This window comes from Erwinia aphidicola (assembly GCF_024169515.1).
Classification (GTDB): Bacteria; Pseudomonadota; Gammaproteobacteria; order Enterobacterales; family Enterobacteriaceae; genus Erwinia; species Erwinia aphidicola.
In genome coordinates this window covers 1,289,056-1,309,926 of sequence record NZ_JAMKCQ010000001.1, presented here as the reverse complement: position 1 = coordinate 1,309,926, position 20,871 = coordinate 1,289,056, and the positions used below count along the sequence as shown (strand labels likewise).

The 20,871-nt window shown below is 54.1% G+C and carries 17 protein-coding genes, 3 tRNA genes and 4 rRNA genes; 13 read left to right on the top strand and 11 right to left on the bottom strand.

The genetic code is table 11. The features are described 5' to 3' along the window. Positions 1-57: 57 nt before the first annotated feature. Genes rsmB through def form a run of 3 tightly spaced genes read right to left on the bottom strand, consistent with a single transcriptional unit; the run spans position 58 to position 2,875 of the window. The gene (gene rsmB / locus J2Y91_RS06055; RefSeq protein WP_048917619.1) at positions 58-1,347 is read right to left on the bottom strand and encodes a 16S rRNA (cytosine(967)-C(5))-methyltransferase RsmB; all 1,290 of its coding nucleotides are present in this window, start codon (positions 1,345-1,347) and stop codon (positions 58-60) included. 47 nt (positions 1,348-1,394) lie between these two features. Continuing rightward, positions 1,395-2,342, bottom strand: coding sequence for a methionyl-tRNA formyltransferase (gene fmt, locus J2Y91_RS06050; RefSeq protein ID WP_133622569.1), 948 nt, complete (start codon positions 2,340-2,342; stop codon positions 1,395-1,397). Between the two features lie 23 nt (positions 2,343-2,365). Beyond that, positions 2,366-2,875 (bottom strand): peptide deformylase, encoded by a 510-nt coding sequence (gene def, locus J2Y91_RS06045; protein ID WP_253537659.1) that lies wholly within the window; start codon positions 2,873-2,875, stop codon positions 2,366-2,368. A gap of 127 nt (positions 2,876-3,002) precedes the next feature. Here def and dprA point away from each other — a divergent pair, with 127 nt between their 5' ends. Genes dprA through J2Y91_RS06015 form a run of 6 tightly spaced genes read left to right on the top strand, consistent with a single transcriptional unit; the run spans position 3,003 to position 6,800 of the window. Continuing rightward, positions 3,003-4,127, top strand: a complete 1,125-nt coding sequence (gene dprA, locus J2Y91_RS06040; protein WP_253537656.1) for a DNA-protecting protein DprA — start codon at positions 3,003-3,005, stop codon at positions 4,125-4,127. Beyond that, positions 4,099-4,572 (top strand): DUF494 family protein Smg, encoded by a 474-nt coding sequence (gene smg, locus J2Y91_RS06035; protein WP_048917615.1) that lies wholly within the window; start codon positions 4,099-4,101, stop codon positions 4,570-4,572. Before dprA ends, smg begins: the two co-directional genes overlap by 29 nt. Positions 4,573-4,597: 25 nt before the next feature. Further along, positions 4,598-5,167 (top strand): DNA topoisomerase family protein, encoded by a 570-nt coding sequence (locus J2Y91_RS06030; protein ID WP_048917614.1) that lies wholly within the window; start codon positions 4,598-4,600, stop codon positions 5,165-5,167. Further along, on the top strand, positions 5,145-5,717 hold the full coding sequence (tsaC, locus tag J2Y91_RS06025; RefSeq protein ID WP_208864866.1) for an L-threonylcarbamoyladenylate synthase type 1 TsaC: 573 nt from the start codon (positions 5,145-5,147) through the stop codon (positions 5,715-5,717). The genes J2Y91_RS06030 and tsaC overlap by 23 nt, the downstream gene beginning before the upstream one ends. A 10-nt stretch (positions 5,718-5,727) precedes the next feature. Next, positions 5,728-6,543: a shikimate dehydrogenase gene (gene aroE, locus J2Y91_RS06020; protein WP_133622573.1), complete on the top strand. Its 816-nt coding sequence runs from the start codon at positions 5,728-5,730 to the stop codon at positions 6,541-6,543. Then, entirely contained in the window at positions 6,540-6,800 is a 261-nt protein-coding gene (locus J2Y91_RS06015) for a DUF1488 family protein (protein WP_133622574.1), read from the top strand. The genes aroE and J2Y91_RS06015 overlap by 4 nt, the downstream gene beginning before the upstream one ends. On the opposite strand, the gene J2Y91_RS06010 is transcribed toward J2Y91_RS06015, so the two are convergent. Continuing rightward, a complete protein-coding gene (locus J2Y91_RS06010; RefSeq protein ID WP_133622575.1) occupies positions 6,767-7,321 on the bottom strand; it encodes a gamma carbonic anhydrase family protein in 555 nt (184 codons plus the stop codon). The two genes, J2Y91_RS06015 and J2Y91_RS06010, sit on opposite strands and share 34 nt — an antisense overlap. 512 nt (positions 7,322-7,833) lie before the next feature. Here J2Y91_RS06010 and J2Y91_RS06005 point away from each other — a divergent pair. From J2Y91_RS06005 to rrf (J2Y91_RS05975), 7 genes are all read left to right on the top strand, one after another. Then, a 16S ribosomal RNA gene (locus J2Y91_RS06005) occupies positions 7,834-9,374 on the top strand. 73 nt (positions 9,375-9,447) lie between these two features. Then, a tRNA-Ile gene (locus J2Y91_RS06000) sits at positions 9,448-9,524 on the top strand. A gap of 134 nt (positions 9,525-9,658) precedes the next feature. Continuing rightward, positions 9,659-9,734, top strand: a tRNA-Ala gene (locus J2Y91_RS05995). Positions 9,735-9,941: 207 nt separating this feature from the next. After that, a 23S ribosomal RNA gene (locus J2Y91_RS05990) occupies positions 9,942-12,847 on the top strand. Between the two features lie 215 nt (positions 12,848-13,062). Next, positions 13,063-13,178 (top strand): 5S ribosomal RNA (gene rrf, locus J2Y91_RS05985). Positions 13,179-13,226: 48 nt separating this feature from the next. Further along, a tRNA-Thr gene (locus J2Y91_RS05980) sits at positions 13,227-13,302 on the top strand. Positions 13,303-13,337: 35 nt separating this feature from the next. Beyond that, positions 13,338-13,453 (top strand): 5S ribosomal RNA (rrf, locus tag J2Y91_RS05975). The 16S, 23S and 5S rRNA genes sit together here with 3 tRNA genes alongside, the layout of an rRNA operon. 159 nt (positions 13,454-13,612) lie before the next feature. On the opposite strand, the gene J2Y91_RS05970 is transcribed toward rrf (J2Y91_RS05975), so the two are convergent. The 7 genes from J2Y91_RS05970 to dusB all read right to left on the bottom strand — a co-directional run bounded on the left by J2Y91_RS05970 (position 13,613) and on the right by dusB (position 20,663). Then, positions 13,613-14,374, bottom strand: a complete 762-nt coding sequence (locus J2Y91_RS05970; RefSeq protein WP_048914403.1) for an amino acid ABC transporter ATP-binding protein — start codon at positions 14,372-14,374, stop codon at positions 13,613-13,615. Positions 14,375-14,382: 8 nt separating this feature from the next. Next, complete coding sequence (locus tag J2Y91_RS05965) at positions 14,383-15,483, bottom strand: amino acid ABC transporter permease (protein WP_133622576.1); 1,101 nt, start codon at positions 15,481-15,483, stop codon at positions 14,383-14,385. A gap of 15 nt (positions 15,484-15,498) precedes the next feature. Beyond that, positions 15,499-16,677, bottom strand: a complete 1,179-nt coding sequence (locus J2Y91_RS05960; RefSeq protein ID WP_133622577.1) for an amino acid ABC transporter permease — start codon at positions 16,675-16,677, stop codon at positions 15,499-15,501. 67 nt (positions 16,678-16,744) lie between these two features. Then, complete coding sequence (locus J2Y91_RS05955) at positions 16,745-17,770, bottom strand: amino acid ABC transporter substrate-binding protein (RefSeq protein WP_133622578.1); 1,026 nt, start codon at positions 17,768-17,770, stop codon at positions 16,745-16,747. 339 nt (positions 17,771-18,109) lie between these two features. Continuing rightward, entirely contained in the window at positions 18,110-19,030 is a 921-nt protein-coding gene (gene lpxP / locus J2Y91_RS05950; protein ID WP_133622579.1) for a kdo(2)-lipid IV(A) palmitoleoyltransferase, read from the bottom strand. A 345-nt stretch (positions 19,031-19,375) separates the two neighbouring features. After that, the gene (gene fis / locus J2Y91_RS05945) at positions 19,376-19,672 is read right to left on the bottom strand and encodes a DNA-binding transcriptional regulator Fis (protein ID WP_003855228.1); all 297 of its coding nucleotides are present in this window, start codon (positions 19,670-19,672) and stop codon (positions 19,376-19,378) included. 25 nt (positions 19,673-19,697) lie between these two features. Beyond that, positions 19,698-20,663, bottom strand: coding sequence for a tRNA dihydrouridine synthase DusB (gene dusB / locus J2Y91_RS05940; protein ID WP_048914408.1), 966 nt, complete (start codon positions 20,661-20,663; stop codon positions 19,698-19,700). Positions 20,664-20,871: the final 208 nt, after the last annotated feature.

Here is a 20,871-nt window from a genome sequence, read left to right as displayed (position 1 = left end):
GCTTCAGTCTGTTGGTTGTCGTTCAATTTGTGGCGCGGCTAAGCCATGCCACCTGTTTCACTGTTTTATCAATTTTGCATAGTAGAAGCCATCGCCGCCTTCCACCTGCGGGAACACCTGGATACCTGGCTGAGCCAGATCGCCGGTTTCGACCAGGCTTGCATCGCCGTGGCGCTGCAGGAACTGCGCGATCTGCTGGTGATTCTCTTCCGGCAGTATCGAGCATGTGGCGTAAAGCAGCGTGCCGCCTTTCTTCAGATGTGGCCAGACGGCATCGAGGATCTGCTGCTGTAAGATCGCCAGCTCAGCAATATCGCGGTCGCGACGCAGCCATTTGATATCCGGATGACGACGAATAACGCCGGTAGCCGAGCAGGGTGCATCCAGTAAAATGCGATCAAACTGCGTATCGCCACACCACTCTGCAGGCGTGCGGCCGTCGCCAAGCTTAACCTCTGCGTGCATGTCGAGGCGTTGCAAATTCTCACTAATTCTTGCCAGACGCTGAGCATCGACGTCAACGGCCATAACGTCAGCCTGCGGCGCGGCTTCCAGAATATGCGTGGTTTTGCCGCCGGGTGCGGCGCACAGGTCGAGGATCTTCTCGCCGTTTTGCGGATCGAGCAGGGCAACACAGCCCTGAGCTGAAGCATCCTGCACGGTCACCCAGCCCTGGTCAAAACCAGGAAGCTGTCCCACCGCGCACGGTGATTCCAACCGAACCGCGTCGCTATGCTGCGGGTGAGCAAATCCGGTTTTGCCGCTTTCTGCCAGCAAAGCCAGCCAGGCATCACGGCTGTGATGCTGACGATTCACGCGCAGCCACATTGGCGGGCGTTGATTATTGGCATCAACAATCTGCTGCCACTGCCCGGGCCACGCGCGCTTCAGCCTCTCCAGCAGCCATTTCGGATGCAGATACTGCTGTTCGCCGTCGTTCATCTGCTGGGTCAGCTCTTCCTGCTGGCGCTGGAACTGGCGCAGCACACCGTTGATCAATCCCTTCAGCTGCGGGCGCTTGAGGGCAACTGCCCCCTCCACGGTCTCAGCCAGCGCCGCATGGGAAGGAATGCGGGTAAACAGCAGCTGATAAAGGCCGACCATGATCAGGAAGTGAATCGCGCGCTGTTTGCCGGTCATCGGGCGTGACATCAGCTTGCTGATGATCCACTCCAGCTGCGGCAGCGTGCGCAGTACGCCGTAGCATAGCTCTTGTAACAGCGCGGCATCTTTCTCGCCTACGGCTTTCTGGGCGGCAGGCAGCACGTTGCTAAGCGACTGCCCCTGTTCGACAACCTTCTCGATAGTCTGAGCGGCAACGCTGCGTAAATTGGTATTTTTTTTCATAGAGGATTCGCATGTAAAACTGCCCGGCGGTGATGCCGGGCAGAGTATCAGGCAATGATATTGCCTGGGGTGAACCATTCGCGGCGGGAATTAAGCAGGTCCTGGGCTTTCATCGCTTTCTTGCCCGCAGGCTGGAGTTCTTCAATATTCAGCACGCCATCAGCGGTAACCACCTGAATGCCGTGCTTATCGGCCTGCAGGATCTCGCCCGGCTGGTGATGACTAACGGCAGGAAGCACGCTGGCCTTCCACACCTTCACCGGCTGCTCATCAATAATGAAGTAGCTGACTGGCCACGGATTAAAGGCGCGGATGCAGCGCTCCAGCTGCAGCGCTGACAAGGTCCAGTCGAGACGGGCCTCCTCTTTACTCAGCTTCTCGGCATAGCTCACCAGAGCTTCATCCTGCACTTCAGGCTGTGCGCTGCCGTCGGCAAGCTGCGCCAGCGTGCTCAGCATACCAGCCGGACCGAGCTCTGCCAGTTTGTCATACAGCGTGGCGCTGGTATCGTGGGCTTCAATTGGGCAGGCCAGCTTATGCAGCATATCGCCGGTATCCAGGCCCACATCCATCTGCATGATAGTCACGCCGGTTTCGGCATCGCCCGCCCACAGCGAGCGCTGGATTGGTGCGGCGCCACGCCAGCGTGGCAGCAAGGAACCGTGAACGTTGATGCAGCCGAGACGAGGCATCTCCAGCACCGCCTTTGGCAGGATCAAGCCATAAGCGACCACCACCATGACATCGGCGTTTAGCGCGGCAACCCACTGCTGATTCTCTTCAGGACGCAGGGATTTAGGCTGGAACACCGGAATGTTGTGCTGCTCAGCCAGCTGCTTGACCGGGCTGGCGGTCACTTTATTTCCGCGGCCGGCAGGGCGGTCGGGCTGAGTGAAAACGCCCACTACCTGGTGCCCGGATGACAACAGCGCGTCAAGATGACGCGCTGCAAAGTCGGGGGTGCCGGCAAAAATGATTTTTAACGATTCGGACACGTGATTCCCTTTAGTCAACGAACTTAGTCGCGGGCGCTCTGGCGATAGAGCTTTTCCAGCTTCTGACGAATACGCTGACGTTTCATTGGCGACAGGTAATCAATAAACAGTTTACCGACCAGATGATCCATTTCATGCTGGATACAGATTGCCAGCAGCCCATCCGCTTCCAACTCGTAGCTGTTTCCTTCGCGGTCCAGCGCTCGGATTTTGACTTTCTCTGAACGCGGCACCAAAGCACGCTGTTCAGGGATCGACAGGCAACCTTCTTCAATGCCGGTTTCGCCACTATCTTCCAGCAGCTCCGGGTTGATCAGCACCAGGCGCTCATCGCGATTTTCAGAAACATCAATCACGATAATCCGCTGATGGATATCAACCTGTGTCGCTGCCAGACCGATGCCTTCTTCGGCATACATGGTTTCAAACATATCGTCGACGATACGCTGAATATCGGCATTTACTTCTTTAACGGGTTTCGCAACGATGCGCAGGCGCTCGTCAGGAAAATGTAATACCTGCAAAACGGACATAACTTTCCAGATCTGTATTCAAGGGATGAGAGTTTTAATCCTCTTATTGTAGACATTTCACGCTGCGATTGACAGCATTCCTGGCAGGTAACCTTCAGGGGGAAGGGGCAAAATCAGGGAGAGAATAATGTCACCTATTGAGTGTGCGCTGCGCCTTTCAGGCGTCTCAGGGTTATCCAGCCCTCAGCGCCTGATTCTGCTACAGCAAATCAGGGAAATTGAACCGTCAGATACCCCTGCTCTGGCTGCACTGCCATGGACGGCAGGGCAGCTGGAGGCGTTCAGGCAATATGATGGGCGAATTATTGATGAAACACGGCGCTGGCTGGCAGAGCCCGGGCACAGTTTCATTACGCCCGACAGCCCTCATTATCCTGAGCGGCTCAAGTCCCTGAGCAACTTTCCGCTGATGCTATTTATTGCGGGCGATGTGGAATTGCTGAACACGCGGCAACTGGCGATAGTGGGCAGCCGACACTGCAGCCATTATGGCCGCGAGTGGGGCAGCTGGTTTACTCAGGCTTTGGCCCTGAGTGGCATGACGATTACCAGTGGGCTGGCAATTGGCATTGATGGCATTGCGCACCGCGCCGCGCTGGAGGTAGAGGGGAAAACAATTGCCGTGTTGGGTAGCGGCCTGAACGCGGTTTATCCGTCGCGGCACAGAGCGCTGGCCGGGCAAATTATCGCCGCTGGGGGAGCGCTGGTGTCCGAGTTTCCTCTATCGGTAACGGCTCGTGGGCCCTATTTCCCACGACGTAATCGTATTATTAGCGGTTTAAGCCTGGGCGTGCTGGTGGTTGAGGCGACGTTGCGTAGCGGGTCGCTGCTGACGGCCAGGTTAGCGCTGGAGCAGAACCGCGACGTATTTGCTTTGCCCGGCGCGCTGGGTAATCCGGGAAGCGAAGGGACGAACTGGTTAATTCAGCAGGGCGCGATGTTAGTTGCCCATCCCAACAATATTCTTGAGCAAATACAGAGCGACCTTAACTGGCTTCCTGATTTTCCAGATTCAGCCAATTATTCCACGTCGGACAGCAATCCTTCATTGCCATTTCCCGATGTGTTGGCTAACGTAGGAGATGAGGTTACACCTGTTGACGTCGTCGCTGAACGTGCCGGCCAACCTGTGCCAGCCATCGTAGCTAAGCTGCTTGAGTTGGAGTTAGCAGGGTGGATCGCAGCTGTACCCGGCGGCTATGTCCGATTGAGGAGGGCAAGCCATGTTCGACGTACTAATGTACTTATTTGAAACGTATATCCACAACGAGGCAGAAATGCGCGTTGACCAGGATAAATTGACTGATGATCTGTCCGATGCAGGTTTTCATCGTGAAGATATCTATAATGCGTTGAACTGGTTGGAAAAGCTGGCAGATTATCAGGACGGCCTTGTCGCTCCGATTCTGCTGACTACCGATCCGCTGTCTATGCGTATCTACACCGAGGAAGAGAGTCAGCGTTTAGATGCCAACTGCCGTGGCTTTATTCTGTTCCTGGAACAAATTCAGGTTCTGAATCTGGACACGCGCGAAATGGTTATCGAACGTATTATGGCTCTGGATACCCTCGAGTTTGATCTGGACGATCTCAAATGGGTGGTGCTGATGGTGCTGTTTAATATCCCCGGATGTGAAAACGCCTATCAGCAAATGGAAGAGCTACTTTTCGACGTCAATGAAGGAATGCTGCACTGAAGTTTGCCTTCGTGTACACAAAGTTATGAATAAAACAGCGCTTTTCGCTGTGCGAAAAAATGAACCCTGCCCCCAGTGTGGGGCAGAACTGGTTATTCGCTCCGGGAAACATGGCGCTTTTCTTGGTTGCTCACTCTACCCCGAATGCGACTTTATTCGGCCGCTGAAAGGCCAGGCTGACGGGCACATTGTTAAAGTGCTCGAAGGTCAGCTGTGCCCGAAATGTGGGGCCGAACTGGTATTGCGCCAGGGGCGTTACGGCATGTTTGTCGCCTGTAGTGAATACCCGGAATGCGAGCATACCGAAACTATCGATAAGCCGGATGAAACCACGCTCGCCTGCCCGCAGTGTCAGAGCGGAAAGCTGGTGGCACGACGTTCGCGTTACGGTAAAACATTCCACGCCTGTGACCGCTATCCCGACTGTCAGTTTGCAGTGAACTTCACTCCGCTGGAAGGGGTGTGTGAGTTCTGCCAGTTCCCGTTGCTAATAGAAAAGAAAACCGCCAGAGGTGTGAAGCGTTTCTGCGCCAGTAAAGCCTGCGGCAAACCTGTAACAGTGATAAATGGTAGTGAAGATGAAACCAGTGCATGACTCTGTAGCGCTCTGCGTTGCGCAATTGCGCCAGTCAGCCGTAATTGCTTACCCCACAGAGGCGGTATTTGGCCTCGGCTGCGATCCCGACAGTGAGGCTGCGGTCATGCAACTGCTGGCACTGAAGCGCCGCCCGGTAGATAAGGGGCTGATCTTGATTGCCGCTGACTACCAGCAGTTACTCCCTTATATTGCCGATGAGCAGTTGAGCGCCGAACAGAAAGAGCGGATGTTTTCCCGCTGGCCTGGGCCGGTGACCTGGGTGCTGCCCGCGCGTCAAGAGACACCGCGCTGGCTGACCGGGCGCTTCTCCTCGCTGGCAGTGCGCGTCAGTAATCATCCTGATGTGGTCAAACTGTGTCAGGCTTTTGACAAGCCATTAGTCTCTACCAGTGCCAACCTCAGCGGTTTACCACCGTGCCGCAATGTGGCGGAGGTGCTGGCGCAGTTCGGTGAAGGTTTCCCCGTGCTGCAGGGAGAAACGGGCGGCCGCCAGAATCCGTCAGAAATCCGCGATGTATTAACCGGTGAACTGATTCGCCAGGGATAAAGAGAACTCTATGTCGTTTGTCGTCTTCGGTAACCCGATTAATCACAGTAAATCGCCCCGCATTCACCAGCTGTTTGCTGAGCAGAGCGGGATCGCCCATCCTTATGAGCGTTTTTGCGCGCCAGTTGAGGGTTTTGAACAGGCCGCGCGTGATTTTTTTGCCGCCGGCGGCAAAGGCGCTAACGTGACCCTGCCGTTTAAACAGCAGGCTTATGCGCTGGCCAGCGAGCTGAGCGAGCGAGCGGCTCTGGCGGGTGCGGTCAACACGCTAAAAAAACTCGACGATGGCCGACTGCTGGGCGATAACACCGATGGCATTGGTCTGCTGAGCGATCTTCAACGGCTGCAGCTGATCCAGCCTGACGACCGGATCCTCCTGATCGGCGCAGGCGGCGCAGCAAGAGGTGTGATCCTCCCGCTGCTTTCAGCTCACGCCCATATCACTATTGTTAACCGTACCCATGCGAAAGCCGCTGAACTAGAGCAGCTGTTCCAGCGCCAGGGCGGTGTGCGGGCATTAACCCGTGAGAAGCTGGTCGGCGAGCAGTTTGACCTGGTGATCAATGCGACTTCCAGCGGTGTCGCGGGAGATGTCCCGGAACTGCCCGTTGGTTTGGTGAATACACAGACCCGCTGCTACGACATGTTTTATCAGCAGGGGGACACGCCGTTTCTGCAGTGGTGCCGTCAGCAGGGGGCAGTTCAGCTGGCTGATGGTCTCGGCATGCTGGTGGGCCAGGCGGCACACTCATTTAAGCTGTGGCATGGCGTAATGCCGGATATCACTCCGGTGATTAAAATATTAAAAGAAGAGATGGCTGGGTGAATCAGGCCATCCAGTTTCCTGAACGGGAATGGTGGGATGAAAATTTACAGGCGGTCTGCTTCAGCGCACTGGTTAATGGCTTCCCGCTCACTTGCGTCATAAGCGGCGAAGCTTTACTTCGCCGCTTTAGCTGTAAAGGGGATGCGCTGGCCTGTTTCCACCTTTACCGCTGGGAGCTGGAAGAGGATGCTGAGCAGGCGATCAAAGATCAACAGGAAGATGCTCAGGGTTGGGTCTGGCTCTCTTCCGCCAGATAGTCATTTTTCCAGCTGACATAGTTGTTAGCAGAATAGAGCAGGCCGCCAATTTCATCGGACGTCAGCGGCCTTACCTTTTTCGCCGGACTGCCCAGATAAAGGAAGCCACTTTCCAGACGCTTGCCGGGCGACACCAGGCTCCCCGCGCCAATCATCACATCATCTTCGACCACAACCCCATCAAGCAGAATGGCCCCCATGCCAACCAGCACGCGATTGCCGATGGTGCAGCCGTGCAGCATCGCTTTATGTCCTACGGTGACATCCTCACCAATCACCAGCGGATAGCCGTCAGGGTTGGTTGCCGATTGATGAGTGAGGTGCAGCACGCTACCATCCTGAATATTGCTGCGTTTGCCGATCGTCACGCGATTAACGTCGCCGCGTATGACGACCAACGGCCAGACACCGACATCGTCTGCCAGCGAAACATTGCCAATGACAACGCTGGTGGCATCAATCATTACCCGCTCACCCAGCTGTGGGCGTACTCCTTTATATGCACGTACGTTGTGAACCATAACGACCTCTATATAGATAGGATCCTGCCAGCGTAGTACCGGAAGCGATTGTTGATCAATTACCACGGTAAAAAACGCGCTAAATTTGTGCGGATCGCCTGAGATCTCAGCGAAAAGAGCGATAAATCAGCAACCAAATAAAAAGATCGAAAAAAGGGTTGTGGATTAAATCGGGATCCCTATAATGCGCAACCACTGAGACGGCACAACGGCTTACAGGCCAGCGGCTCAGAAGGTTCAGGAAGTATCTGAACCGCCGGAAAAACTTCTCAAAAAGAAGTTGACTCCGAAGGAGGAAAGCGTAATATACGCCACCTCGCGACAGGAAGCCTCGGCACTGCTCGCAACGCTCTTTAACAATTTATCAGACAATCTGTGTGGGCACTCGCAGGATTGATATCAACGTCTCCGGACGTAAAAAATATCAAGCCTCACGAGTGAACACATAATGAAATTCATTATGACGTTTTACAGATGAGCACCGCTGAACTTGTTTCAGCAAATCGAACTTTTAATTGAAGAGTTTGATCATGGCTCAGATTGAACGCTGGCGGCAGGCCTAACACATGCAAGTCGAACGGTAGCACAGAGAGCTTGCTCTTGGGTGACGAGTGGCGGACGGGTGAGTAATGTCTGGGAAACTGCCCGATGGAGGGGGATAACTACTGGAAACGGTAGCTAATACCGCATAACGTCTTCGGACCAAAGTGGGGGACCTTCGGGCCTCACACCATCGGATGTGCCCAGATGGGATTAGCTAGTAGGTGGGGTAACGGCTCACCTAGGCGACGATCCCTAGCTGGTCTGAGAGGATGACCAGCCACACTGGAACTGAGACACGGTCCAGACTCCTACGGGAGGCAGCAGTGGGGAATATTGCACAATGGGCGCAAGCCTGATGCAGCCATGCCGCGTGTATGAAGAAGGCCTTCGGGTTGTAAAGTACTTTCAGTGGGGAGGAAGGCGATGGAGTTAATAGCTTCGTCGATTGACGTTACCCGCAGAAGAAGCACCGGCTAACTCCGTGCCAGCAGCCGCGGTAATACGGAGGGTGCAAGCGTTAATCGGAATTACTGGGCGTAAAGCGCACGCAGGCGGTCTGTCAAGTCGGATGTGAAATCCCCGGGCTCAACCTGGGAACTGCATTCGAAACTGGCAGGCTAGAGTCTTGTAGAGGGGGGTAGAATTCCAGGTGTAGCGGTGAAATGCGTAGAGATCTGGAGGAATACCGGTGGCGAAGGCGGCCCCCTGGACAAAGACTGACGCTCAGGTGCGAAAGCGTGGGGAGCAAACAGGATTAGATACCCTGGTAGTCCACGCCGTAAACGATGTCGACTTGGAGGTTGTGCCCTTGAGGCGTGGCTTCCGGAGCTAACGCGTTAAGTCGACCGCCTGGGGAGTACGGCCGCAAGGTTAAAACTCAAATGAATTGACGGGGGCCCGCACAAGCGGTGGAGCATGTGGTTTAATTCGATGCAACGCGAAGAACCTTACCTGGCCTTGACATCCACGGAATTTGGCAGAGATGCCTTAGTGCCTTCGGGAACCGTGAGACAGGTGCTGCATGGCTGTCGTCAGCTCGTGTTGTGAAATGTTGGGTTAAGTCCCGCAACGAGCGCAACCCTTATCCTTTGTTGCCAGCGAGTAATGTCGGGAACTCAAAGGAGACTGCCGGTGATAAACCGGAGGAAGGTGGGGATGACGTCAAGTCATCATGGCCCTTACGGCCAGGGCTACACACGTGCTACAATGGCGCATACAAAGAGAAGCGACCTCGCGAGAGCAAGCGGACCTCATAAAGTGCGTCGTAGTCCGGATCGGAGTCTGCAACTCGACTCCGTGAAGTCGGAATCGCTAGTAATCGTAGATCAGAATGCTACGGTGAATACGTTCCCGGGCCTTGTACACACCGCCCGTCACACCATGGGAGTGGGTTGCAAAAGAAGTAGGTAGCTTAACCTTCGGGAGGGCGCTTACCACTTTGTGATTCATGACTGGGGTGAAGTCGTAACAAGGTAACCGTAGGGGAACCTGCGGTTGGATCACCTCCTTACCTGAAGATACCTTCCCGCGTAGTGTCCACACAGATTGTCTGATGAAAAAGTAACGAGCAGAAAAACCTCTACAGGCTTGTAGCTCAGGTGGTTAGAGCGCACCCCTGATAAGGGTGAGGTCGGTGGTTCAAGTCCACTCAGGCCTACCAAATTTGCACTCATGCGGCGTTATGCACTCGGTCGTTTACCAACGTAAACTTCCCTCCTGCATGCCTTGCCTGAGCACAAATTACATTTCTTCTTTGGAATGTAATGGTAGTAAAAGGTTTCTGTAAGACTGTATGGGGCTATAGCTCAGCTGGGAGAGCGCCTGCCTTGCACGCAGGAGGTCAGCGGTTCGATCCCGCTTAGCTCCACCATACTGTTTTTCTAAATAAAATACTTCAGAGTGTGCTGGATAACAGCATGCTGCGAAGTATTATGCTCTTTAACAATCCGGAACAAGCTGAAAATTGAAACGACGCGTCGTATTCATTCTCCGTAATAAGAATGAAGTTAACGATGCGTTCGAGTCTCTCAAATGCTCACGACAGCATGCTGTCCTTCGGGACGCTTGTGGGTTGTGAGGTTAAGCGACTAAGCGTACACGGTGGATGCCTAGGCAGTCAGAGGCGATGAAGGGCGTGCTAATCTGCGATAAGCGTCGGTAAGGTGATATGAACCGCAATAACCGACGATACCCGAATGGGGAAACCCAGTGTGATACGTCACACTATCATGTCATGAATACATAGTGGCATGAGGCGAACCGGGGGAACTGAAACATCTAAGTACCCCGAGGAAAAGAAATCAACCGAGATTCCCCCAGTAGCGGCGAGCGAACGGGGAACAGCCCAGAACCTGAATCAGCTTGTGCATTAGTGGAAGCGTCTGGAAAGTCGCAGGGTACAGGGTGATACTCCCGTACACAAAAATGCACTTGCTGTGAGTTCGATGAGTAGGGCGGGACACGTGACATCCTGTCTGAATATGGGGGGACCATCCTCCAAGGCTAAATACTCCTGACTGACCGATAGTGAACCAGTACCGTGAGGGAAAGGCGAAAAGAACCCCGGCGAGGGGAGTGAAACAGAACCTGAAACCGTGTACGTACAAGCAGTGGGAGCACCTTCGTGGTGTGACTGCGTACCTTTTGTATAATGGGTCAGCGACTTATATTCTGTAGCAAGGTTAACCGTATAGGGGAGCCGCAGGGAAACCGAGTCTTAACTGGGCGTTAAGTTGCAGGGTATAGACCCGAAACCCGGTGATCTAGCCATGGGCAGGTTGAAGGTTGGGTAACACTAACTGGAGGACCGAACCGACTAATGTTGAAAAATTAGCGGATGACTTGTGGCTGGGGGTGAAAGGCCAATCAAACCGGGAGATAGCTGGTTCTCCCCGAAAGCTATTTAGGTAGCGCCTCGTGAACTCATCTTCGGGGGTAGAGCACTGTTTCGGCTAGGGGGCCATCCCGGCTTACCAACCCGATGCAAACTGCGAATACCGAAGAATGTTATCACGGGAGACACACGGCGGGTGCTAACGTCCGTCGTGAAGAGGGAAACAACCCAGACCGCCAGCTAAGGTCCCAAAGTCATGGTTAAGTGGGAAACGATGTGGGAAGGCACAGACAGCCAGGATGTTGGCTTAGAAGCAGCCATCATTTAAAGAAAGCGTAATAGCTCACTGGTCGAGTCGGCCTGCGCGGAAGATGTAACGGGGCTAAACCATGCACCGAAGCTGCGGCAGCGGCGCGTAAGCGTTGTTGGGTAGGGGAGCGTTCTGTAAGCCGTTGAAGGTGTGCTGTGAGGCATGCTGGAGGTATCAGAAGTGCGAATGCTGACATAAGTAACGATAAAGCGGGTGAAAAGCCCGCTCGCCGGAAGACCAAGGGTTCCTGTCCAACGTTAATCGGGGCAGGGTGAGTCGACCCCTAAGGCGAGGCCGAAAGGCGTAGTCGATGGGAAACGGGTTAATATTCCCGTACTCGGTGTTACTGCGAAGGGGGGACGGAGAAGGCTATGTTGGCCGGGCGACGGTTGTCCCGGTTTAAGCGTGTAGGCTTGAGTTCCAGGCAAATCCGGAACTCTTTAAGGCTGAGGCGTGATGACGAGGCACTACGGTGCTGAAGTAACAAATGCCCTGCTTCCAGGAAAAGCCTCTAAGCATCAGGTAACATCGAATCGTACCCCAAACCGACACAGGTGGTCAGGTAGAGAATACCAAGGCGCTTGAGAGAACTCGGGTGAAGGAACTAGGCAAAATGGTGCCGTAACTTCGGGAGAAGGCACGCTGTCGGTAGGTGAAACCCCTCGCGGGTGGAGCTGAAGGCAGTCGAAGATACCAGCTGGCTGCAACTGTTTATTAAAAACACAGCACTGTGCAAACACGAAAGTGGACGTATACGGTGTGACGCCTGCCCGGTGCCGGAAGGTTAATTGATGGGGTTATCCGCAAGGAGAAGCTCTTGATCGAAGCCCCGGTAAACGGCGGCCGTAACTATAACGGTCCTAAGGTAGCGAAATTCCTTGTCGGGTAAGTTCCGACCTGCACGAATGGCGTAATGATGGCCAGGCTGTCTCCACCCGAGACTCAGTGAAATTGAACTCGCTGTGAAGATGCAGTGTACCCGCGGCAAGACGGAAAGACCCCGTGAACCTTTACTACAGCTTGACACTGAACATTGAGCCTTGATGTGTAGGATAGGTGGGAGGCTTTGAAGCGTGGACGCCAGTCTGCGTGGAGCCAACCTTGAAATACCACCCTTTAACGTTTGATGTTCTAACCTGGCGCCGTGATCCGGCGTGGGGACAGTGTCTGGTGGGTAGTTTGACTGGGGCGGTCTCCTCCTAAAGAGTAACGGAGGAGCACGAAGGTTAGCTAATCACGGTCGGACATCGTGAGGTTAGTGCAATGGCATAAGCTAGCTTGACTGCGAGAGTGACGGCTCGAGCAGGTGCGAAAGCAGGTCATAGTGATCCGGTGGTTCTGAATGGAAGGGCCATCGCTCAACGGATAAAAGGTACTCCGGGGATAACAGGCTGATACCGCCCAAGAGTTCATATCGACGGCGGTGTTTGGCACCTCGATGTCGGCTCATCACATCCTGGGGCTGAAGTAGGTCCCAAGGGTACGGCTGTTCGCCGTTTAAAGTGGTACGCGAGCTGGGTTTAGAACGTCGTGAGACAGTTCGGTCCCTATCTGCCGTGGGCGCTGGAGAATTGAGAGGGGTTGCTCCTAGTACGAGAGGACCGGAGTGAACGCACCACTGGTGTTCGGGTTGTCATGCCAATGGCATTGCCCGGTAGCTAAGTGCGGAAAAGATAAGCGCTGAAAGCATCTAAGCGCGAAACTTGCCTCGAGATGAATTCTCCCTGACTCCTTGAGAGTCCTGAAGGGACGTTGAAGACTACGACGTTGATAGGCCGGGTGTGTAAGCGCAGCGATGCGTTGAGCTAACCGGTACTAATGACCCGTGAGGCTTAACCTTACAACGCCAGAAGCGTTCTGGTGTGCGTTATGAGAGACGCAAAAGAGATTTTCAGCCTGTGACCGGATAACAATTTAGCGGGAACGAAAGATTTTGTGCTGAGGCAAGGCGGCAAGCGAAGGAAAGGAGGGAGCATACTGAAGTATGTGACTGACTTTGCGAGCGCGGCCAACGCAGCAGCAGTGCAAAAGATTCGTTTCATGCACCAAGATTTGCCTGGCGGCTTTAGCGCGGTGGTCCCACCTGACCCCATGCCGAACTCAGAAGTGAAACGCCGTAGCGCCGATGGTAGTGTGGGGCCTCCCCATGCGAGAGTAGGGAACTGCCAGGCATCAATTTAAAAAGGGCGACATTCGTGTCGCCCTTTACAGTTAAAAATGCTGATATGGCTCAGTTGGTAGAGCGCACCCTTGGTAAGGGTGAGGTCCCCAGTTCGACTCTGGGTATCAGCACCAGTTATAAAGCGTGAGTTCGGTAAATCAAGAATTTGCCTGGCGGCTTTAGCGCGGTGGTCCCACCTGACCCCATGCCGAACTCAGAAGTGAAACGCCGTAGCGCCGATGGTAGTGTGGGGTCTCCCCATGCGAGAGTAGGGAACTGCCAGGCATCAATTAAACAGACAAGCCTCATGCGAAAGCATGGGGCTTTTTTGTTTGTGCGCAATCCAGGAAAACACAATATTAGCGGATAACCGTTGAAAACATGGCGTTAAAAAAGCCCCGGCCATCACTGATCGGGGCTTTGTACCTCAGTTACCACGTGAAATTAGTGGATGACCTGCGACAGGAAAGCGCGGGTGCGTTCTGACTTAGGATTAGAGAAGAACTCCTGCGGCGCAGCCTGCTCAACGATCTCACCGCGGTCCATAAAGATCACGCGGTCGGCCACGGTGCGCGCAAAGCCCATTTCATGGGTTACGCAAAGCATGGTCATACCATCTTCTGCCAGGCCAATCATGGTATCGAGAACCTCCTTCACCATCTCGGGGTCCAGCGCTGAGGTCGGTTCATCGAACAGCATGATTTTCGGCTTCATGCACAATGAGCGGGCAATCGCCACGCGCTGCTGCTGGCCACCGGAGAGCTGCCCCGGGAATTTGTGCGCATGCTCGGCAATACGCACGCGCTCCAGGTAATGCATCGCCAGCTCTTCAGCTTCTTTCTTCGGCGTTTTGCGTACCCAGATAGGGGCCAGAGTACAGTTCTGCAATACGCTCAGGTGCGGGAAGAGATTGAAGTGCTGAAACACCATGCCGACTTCCGTGCGCACGCGTTCGATATTACGCAGATCGTCATTAAGCAGGGTGCCATCTACCACAATACGGCCCTGCTGATGCTCTTCCAGATGGTTGATGCAGCGAATCGTTGTCGATTTTCCCGAGCCGGAAGGCCCGCAGAGTACGATACGTTCGCGCGGTTTTACCTGCAGATTGATATTCTTCAGGACATGAAACTGACCATACCACTTGTTCACGTTTTCCAGCGTAATCATCATCGCGTCGTCAGCTTGAGTAATAATTTGAGTCATGTTGAACCTCAGTGTGGCGTACGCCCGGTGTTAAAGCGCTTCTCCAGATACTGGCTATAGCGCGACATGCTAAAACAGAAAATCCAGTAGACCAGTGCAGCAAAGACGTAACCCTCGGTGGACATACCCAGCCAGGTTGGGTCGACGGTGGCCTGCTGCACGCTACTGAACAGATCGAAAAGGCCGATGATGATCACCAGGCTGGTATCTTTGAACAGGGCGATGATGGTGTTAACCAGCCCGGGGATGACCAGCTTCAACGCCTGCGGCAGGATCACCAATCCCTGGGTTTTCCAGTAGCCCAGCGCCAGCGACTCAGCGGCTTCGTACTGACCTTTTGGCAACGCCTGCAACCCGCCGCGCACCACTTCGGCAACATAGGCTGACTGGAACAGGATCACCCCAACCAGCGCACGGATCAGCTTATCAATAGTGCTGCCTTCCGCCATAAACAGCGGCAGCATCACCGAGGACATAAACAGCACGGTGATCAGCGGGACGCCGCGCCAGAACTCGATAAACAGGATACAGAGCGTGCGCACCACCGGCATACGCGAGCGACGGCCCAGCGCCAGCAGAATCCCCAGCGGCAACGCACCGGCGATACCCACTGAAGCGATGATCAGCGTCAGCGTCAGGCCGCCCCACTGACGGGTTTCCACGCGTTCCAGCCCCAGATAGCCGCCGTACAGCAGGAACCACACCACAATCGGATAGATCACGGCCCAGGCGGCGATATAGCTACCGCGACGCGGCAGGCTTTTCAGGAACATCGGGACGATGGATAGCAGGCCGATAACCAGCGCCAGATTAATGCGCCAGCGTAACTCGTGGGGATACAGCCCATACATAAACTGGCCGAAACGCGCATGGATAAACACCCAGCATGCGCCTTCCCTGGTACAGTCTGCGCGGGTGTTGCCGAACCAGTTCGCCTGGAACACCAGCCAGTTCAGCGCGGGGGGGATCACCACCCACATCACCCAGATACAGAACAGGGTCAGCAGTGAGTTTCCCCAGCTGGAGAACAGATTTTTTCTTGCCCAAACGACGGCACGTGAGAACGCGTTAGTCGGTACGGGCGGAGTGTCATGAGTCGTTACAGTCATAATTATCCCGTTCTCTTAGCGTTCAATCAGCGCGATTTTGCGGTTATAGATATTCATTAACAGCGAAATCGTCAGGCTGATGATGAGATAAACACCCATGGTGATGGCGATTGTCTCAATGGCCTGGCCCGTCTGGTTCAGCACCGTCCCGGCAAACAGCGACACCATATCGGGATAGCCAATCGCGGCAGCCAGCGAGGAGTTTTTCACGATATTGAGATACTGGCTGGTCAGCGGTGGAATGATCACGCGCATCGCCTGTGGGATGATGACCTGGCGTAGCGTCACCGGGTTTGGCAGGCCGAGCGAGCGGGCAGCCTCATGCTGACCGTGCGGTACGGACTGAATGCCTGAACGGATCACCTCCGCGATAAATGACGAGGTGTAGATCGACAGCGCCAGCGTCAGGGCCGCCAGCTCAGGGATCAGAACAAAGCCACCGCGATAGTTAAAGCCCTTCAGCTCCGGGATATCCCAGTGCATCGGGCTGCCGGCAAACGTTGAAGCCAGCAGCGGAAACAGCCCCAGCATCGCAATCGCCGCCGGCCAGGTGCGGCGCAGCTGCCCGGTTTTAAGCTGATGCTTTTTGTTATAGCGGAACAGGCCGACCGTCGCCAGGACGGCAAGCAGTAACGCCAACAGAAATGGCAGGGTGCCCGGCGCGTACTCAGGCCATGGGATGTAGAGCCCGCGGTTACTGACGAAAGCGAGATCAAAGGCATTCAGCGCCTGGCGCGGTCCCGGCAGATTGCGCAGCACCGCAAAGTACCAGAAGAAGATCTGCAGCAGCGGGGGAATGTTGCGGAACGTCTCAATATAGATATTGGAAATTTTCCGCAGCAGCCAGTTGTCAGACAGACGTGCCAGACCAATAAAGAAGCCGAGAAAAGAGGCAAAGACAATACAGAGTGCGGAAACCAGCAGCGTGTTGGTGAGACCCACCAGGAACACGCGTGCGTAGGTATCCCCCTCGCTGTAGTCGATCAGATGCTGGACGATACCGAAGCCAGCGCTACGTTCAAGGAAACCAAAACCGGAAGTAATGCCACGGCTTGCCAGGTTAATGATGGTGTTATGAATCAGATAACCTGCTACGGCAACAACCGCGACGATCGCAATGATCTGGTAAAGCCAGGCGCGCACCGCAGGATTGCTGAATGAAAAATCCCTTTTTACGGTTGGGCGTTGAGACATGATGAGACCTCAGTAACGAAAATTCTGTCGTGGGCACCCGCACGCGGGTGCCCGGTAATCGGGGGAATTAACGTACTGGTGGCGCGTACTGGATGCCGCCCTGGTTCCACAGTGCATTCTGACCACGGGCAATTTTCAGCTGGCTATCTTTACCGACGTTACGGTCAAAGACTTCCTGATAGTTACCCACCTGCTTGATGATGTTGTAAGCCCATTTGTTGTCCAGCTTCAGGTCTTTACCGAAGTCACCTTCGGCGCCCAGCAGGTGAGCCATATCAGGGGTAGAGGGCTTAGCCGTCATCTCGTCGACGTTTTTAGAGGTAATACCCATCTCTTCCGCGTTCAGCATGGCGAACAGAGACCATTTAACGATGGTGAACCAGTCATCATCACCGCGGCGTACTACCGGGCCCAGAGGCTCTTTAGAGATCACTTCCGGCAGTACGACGAACTCGTCTGGTTTGCCCAGCTTGATGCGCAGTGCATACAGCTGAGACTGGTCAGAGGCGAGGGTATCGCAACGACCGGTATCCAGCGCTTTCGCCGACTCGTCAGAACGGTCGAAGGTCACCGGGGTATACTGCATTTTGTTGGCTTTAAAGTAGTCCGCCACGTTCAGTTCAGTGTCGGTACCGGCCTGAATGCAAACGGTTGCGCCGTCCAGCTCTTTAGCACTTTTCAGACCTGCTTTCTGGTGGGTCAGGAAGCCGATGCCATCGTAGTAGTTAACGCCAGCGAAGATGAAGCCCATGCCGCCGTCACGTGCAGAGGTCCAGGTGGTGTTACGTGACAGGATATCCACTTCACCTGACTGCAGTGCGGTGAAACGCTCTTTTGCCGTCAGCGGGGTGTACTTTACCTTGGTCGCATCACCAAATACGGCTGCGGCAGCCGCACGACAAACGTCCACGTCGATGCCGGAAAACTTACCGCTGGCATCCGCATAGGAGAAGCCCGGTAAGCCGTCACTGATACCGCACTGCACAAAGCCTTTCTTCTTAATGGCGTCCAGCGTGGTGCCAGCGTGAGCCTGATTCGCAACCGCAAACAGCGTAGCAGCGGCAACCAAAGTTGAAAGCATCATCTTTTTCATAAAGCATCCTGTGTGGCGAAAACGTTTTGTTATGTGTAATGCACGCTTTGGTGCACTTTGCCTGTCTGTGGCCGAAGCCATTCACTGCTTTGCAAAGGTAGTGCCAGATTTGCAGAGCCCTGAATCTATTGGAAAGCATTGCTAATATTCAGAAGCATTTGGTAAGTTCGATTAATATCGCGCACCAGGACGGGGCAAAAATAGCACTAATGGTCACAAATAGTGCAAATAGTTTCACTATATGGAAGCAGTGTGAGGGAGATAGCAGTTTTAGTGACTGAAGTGTAAAAAGAGTGGCTAACTCCAGCGCGCAGAGGCGCTGGAGGGGGGCAACGCGGGTTAATAGAGGGAACTGGCTCCGCCGGGACGCGTTTTAAAGCGGCGGTGTAGCCACATATACTGATTGGGCGCACGCATGATCTCGCGCTCAATGACGCGGTTCATGTACTCGGCAGCCTGCTGCTCGCTTTCGATGGGATAATCTTTCAGCTCTGGCTGGATCACTAATTCATAGCCGCTGCCGTCTTCGTTGCGAATCAGCACAACGGTGATCAGCGCAGGTTTTGCCATGCGTGCCAGCATCCAGGTGCCGCTGGTCGTGGCCGCCTCAGGTACGGCAAACAGCGGGGCGAAGACGCTACCTTTCGGGCCGTAATCCTGGTCCGGTGCAAACCACACGGCCTCACCCTGTTTCAGCGCCTGCACCATACCGCGCAGATCGCGACGATTGATCATCGCTTTGTTCGAGCGCATGCGTCCTTTAGTCTGCACCCACTCCATGAATTTGTTGTTATGCGGGCGATACATGGCCATCATCGGCTGACAGAGGCCCATTGCCCGTCCGCCAAGTTCCAGCGACATAAAATGCACGCCGATAATCAGCGCGCCACGGCCATCGGCCTGTGCAGCCTGCAGGTTGTGCAGGCCATTAACTTTAAACCAGCGCTTCACGCGGCGGTCGGACCAAAACCAGGCCATGCCGGTTTCAATCAGGCCCATCCCCAGGGATTCGAAATTGCCGACGATGCAGCGCTCCAGCTGATCTTTGTCCATATCCGGAAAGCACAGCTCCAGATTGCGGCGCGCAATCGAGACGCGGCGCTTCATAAAGCGCATAGAAGTGCGTCCTATCCAGATGCCGAACTTATGCAGTAAAGGATACGGGAGTTGGACCAGCAGAAAGAGTACGCTGACGCCAAACCAGGTTAACCAGTAGCGTGGGCGAAGAAAACCCCGGCGGAATTTTTGTGACGGCTTCATCTATTGCTCATTTTGACGTTAAGGACCAGAGAACCTGTAACGCAAGTTGACAACAATCAGCTGCGATACAATCACTCAGACACCCATTCAGGACGATGGTTTAGCCTGCTTCCTAAGCTGGCAGAACTTTACATTTGCGGGGCGTGACGCACGGCTATCAGAAAGGTAAGGGCTGCAGGCCTGGGTAGGCATTTCCATTGGCTGTAATTTTACACAGATTAACGGGACTTCAGGAAGATGTGCAGAGGAATAATCTGACAAGAAAATTTTATCCGCTCAAAAAATAAAAAAGCGCCAGCCCCGGAGGGACAAGCGCTTTCGCAACAACATGATAGCCAAAGACTATTAGTTCATGCCGTATTTTTTCAGTTTCTTACGCAGTGTACCGCGGTTGATACCCATCATCAGGGCTGCACGGGTCTGGTTGCCACGGGTGTATTGCATCACCATGTCCAACAGAGGCTGCTCTACTTCAGCCAATACCAGCTCATACAGATCACTTACATCTTGACCATTCAGTTGAGCAAAATAGTTCTTCAGTGCCTGTTTGACCGAATCACGAAGTGGCTTTTGGGTCACCTGATCCTGTGAATTTACGGTAGATACGGTCAGTACGTCAGAATTTACGCGTTGTTCGAACATAGTTCTGTCAGCTCTTTATTTCTAATTACGCAAGATTTTCGAAGTATGCCTCCAACGCCTCCAGCTGTTCGCTGGCATCCTCTATGGCGTTGAATGTGCGCCGAAACTGGTCGTTTGGGGCGTGCTCCTGCAGATACCAGGAGACGTGCTTCCGGGCAATACGGTATCCCTTGCGATGACCATAAAAGTCGTGCAGTTCCCGTAAGTGCCCGATGAGCAAGCGCTTTACTTCAGCTAGTGGCATCGGTGCCAGCAGCTCCCCAGTGTCCAGATAGTGCTGGATTTCCCGGAAGATCCACGGTCTTCCCTGAGCCGCCCGTCCTATCATCAGGGCATCAGCCCCCGTATAGTCAAGTACGGCTCTGGCTTTATGCGGGTCAGTAATGTCTCCATTCGCGATAACCGGAATGGATACGTTCTGCTTAACTGTCCGAATGCTGTCGTACTCAGCTTCGCCGTTGAACAAACACGCGCGTGTGCGTCCGTGAATGGTCAGGGCCTGAATCCCACAGCGTTCAGCCAATTGGGCAATCTCTACGCAGTTGCGGTTGTCGCTATCCCAGCCAGTGCGAATCTTTAAGGTCACCGGTACGTCGACTGCATTAACCACCGCTGAGAGGATAGACTGCACCAGCTCAGGATGCTGCAGCAGTGCCGAACCTGCCATCTTACGATTCACTTTTTTGGCCGGACACCCCATGTTGATGTCGATGACCTGCGCACCCGATGCTGCATTGATACGCGCGGCTGCCGCCATCTCTTCCGGGTCACAACCGGCAATTTGCACGGTACGAATACCAGGTTCGTCACTGTGAACCATACGCAACCGTGACTTATCGCTGCTCCAGACTTCAGGATTAGACGACATCATCTCGGAAACAGTCATCCCAGCGCCCATTGCATAGCAAAGGGTCCTGAATGGCCTGTCTGTTATCCCGGCCATCGGGGCTGCAATCAAACGATTACGAAGCTGGTGATTTCCTATGCGCATGAAAAAAAAGTGACCATAGTGTGTCCGCAAGGCGGCGTATATTACGCATTTTTTCAGGAAGATGAAAGGCCAAACTTTGAACAATTCGCTGTTGCCAGGGGCTGGTAAGCCTTACCTGGCGGGCTTATTTTTTTAAATCATTTATAAAACAAGGGATTAAAAAAAATTGACGAAATTGTGTACAAAGATTTTTCTTTTTTTGTGACCT